Annotated in this window: 1 protein-coding gene; it reads left to right on the top strand. The window is 35.8% G+C overall.

What is annotated here, in order from left to right; translation table 11 throughout:
* Positions 1-297 precede the first annotated feature (297 nt).
* Complete coding sequence (locus tag HF990_RS14725; protein WP_016839668.1) at positions 298-1,869, top strand: IS1182 family transposase; 1,572 nt, start codon at positions 298-300, stop codon at positions 1,867-1,869.
* Positions 1,870-1,966 lie beyond the last annotated feature (97 nt).

Here is a 1,966-nt window from a genome sequence, read left to right as displayed (position 1 = left end):
GAGCTTGGGACAAAACCCTAGCTAATAAAAAATCGTCACTTATGATTTTTCATGAAGTGACGATTTTTTATGGAAAACGTTGTTCTCCGTTCCGGCCGACGCTTTCCGCGGGCACGGCTCAAGCCTCCTCGGTACTCGTACCTCGCACCTGCGGGGTCTTGAGGCTCGTGCTGTTCCCGCAGGAGTCGCGGCCTCCACGTCGAACAACTTAACTTTCTTAAATTTATATAAACAAAAAAAGAGGCTCTTTTGATAAAATTAAGTCACCACAACAAAATCTTAGAAAGGAGCCTCTTTATGTTTAAATATTATAACATGAATCAATTAGTTTTACCTATAGATTTAGAAGTTATATTACAAGAAAATGATATTGCCTACCATATTCATCATTTAGTCGAAAGCATTCCAGACGAAGCTTTCGCTCCGTTTTATAAAGAAACTGGTTGTCCATCCTATCATCCCCGAATGATGTTAAAAATTATCTTGTGTGGTTATACGCAATCTGTCTTTTCAGGTCGTCGTATTGAAGATTTAACAAAAGATAGCATTCGGATGATGTGGCTAGCTCAAGGATATGAACCAAGCTATCGTACCATTAATCGTTTTCGTGTACATCCCCAAATGCAAGAATTAATCCGTCAATGTTTTGTACAATTCCGTTGTCAACTTATTGAAGAAAAATTAATAGATGAAAAAGCCGTTTTTATTGATGGTACTAAGATTGAAGCGAACGCAAATAAATTTACATTTGTATGGAAAAAGTCGATCGAAAAGCATCATGCCAATTTAATTAAAAAATCAAATGAAGTCTATGACCGTTTACTTGAAGAACAAGTCTTACCAGCAATTGAACGTGAAAATGAAGAAGAGCTTTCAGTAGAAGAACTAAAAGAAGTAGCATCATCTCTTGAAAAAGTAGTCGATGACTATTCTACAAAAATTGAAGCTTCTGAAGATCCGGTGGAACGAAAACGACTACGTAGTGAAAGGAAAACACCAAAACAGATATTAAAGCAAGTGAATGATTGGATTGCACGCAAAGAAAAGTATCAAAATGATTTGGAGATTCTACAAAACCGTAACAGCTATTCTAAAACGGATCACGATGCGACATTTATGCGAATGAAAGATGACTATATGAAAAATGGACAATTAAAAGCAGGCTACAATATCCAAATCGCAACAGAAAATCAATTTACACTTGCTTATGATGTATTTCCAAATCCAACAGATACGAAAACATTGACACCTTTCTTGGATACGATTGAAGAACGGTATTTTGATTTACCAGAATATATAGTTGCGGATGCTGGATATGGTAGTGAACCGAATTATGATGACATTATGATAAAACGAGAACGAACACCTTTGATTAAATATGGGATGTATGAAAAAGAGCAGAAGAAAAAATACAAGGATGACCCATTTAAACCAAGCAATTGGATATATGATGAAGTAAATGATACCTATATATGTCCGAATCAAAAAACTCTTTCATTTAAATTTGTTTCGACACGTAAGGATTCTTCTGGATTTGTTCGTCAATTTAAAGTGTACGAGTGTGAAGATTGTACAGGTTGTCCAATCCGTCATTTATGTACGAAAGCAAAAGAAAGTACGAATCGAAGATTGCGTATAAATTTGAAATGGGAACAACAAAAAGCATATGTACAACAAAAGCTTTCAGAGCCTGAAACTGCCGAAATCTATCATCAACGTAAAATTGATGTAGAACCAGTTTTTGGATTTCTGAAGGCTATTTTGGGATTCACACGATTTTCCGTTCGAGGAAAATTCAAAGTAAAAATTGAAATGGGAATTGCCCTAATGGCCACAAATTTAAGAAAATATGCACTACGAGGGGTGTAAAACCCTCATGAATTGGATGAAATTGTAAAAGGGTGAGCTGTTTCAAACAACTCACCCCTTATTTTTGAGGTTGAAAAATACTTATGTCCCAACCTCT

Source organism: Ureibacillus thermosphaericus, from assembly GCF_012396605.1.
Classification (GTDB): domain Bacteria; phylum Bacillota; class Bacilli; order Bacillales_A; family Planococcaceae; genus Ureibacillus; species Ureibacillus thermosphaericus.
This window is presented reverse-complemented; position numbering and strand designations above follow the sequence as displayed.

Coding starts and splice junctions, on each gene's coding strand:
- HF990_RS14725 (WP_016839668.1), top strand. CDS start 298: ATGTTTAAATATTATAACATGAATCAATTAGTTTTACCTATAGATTTA.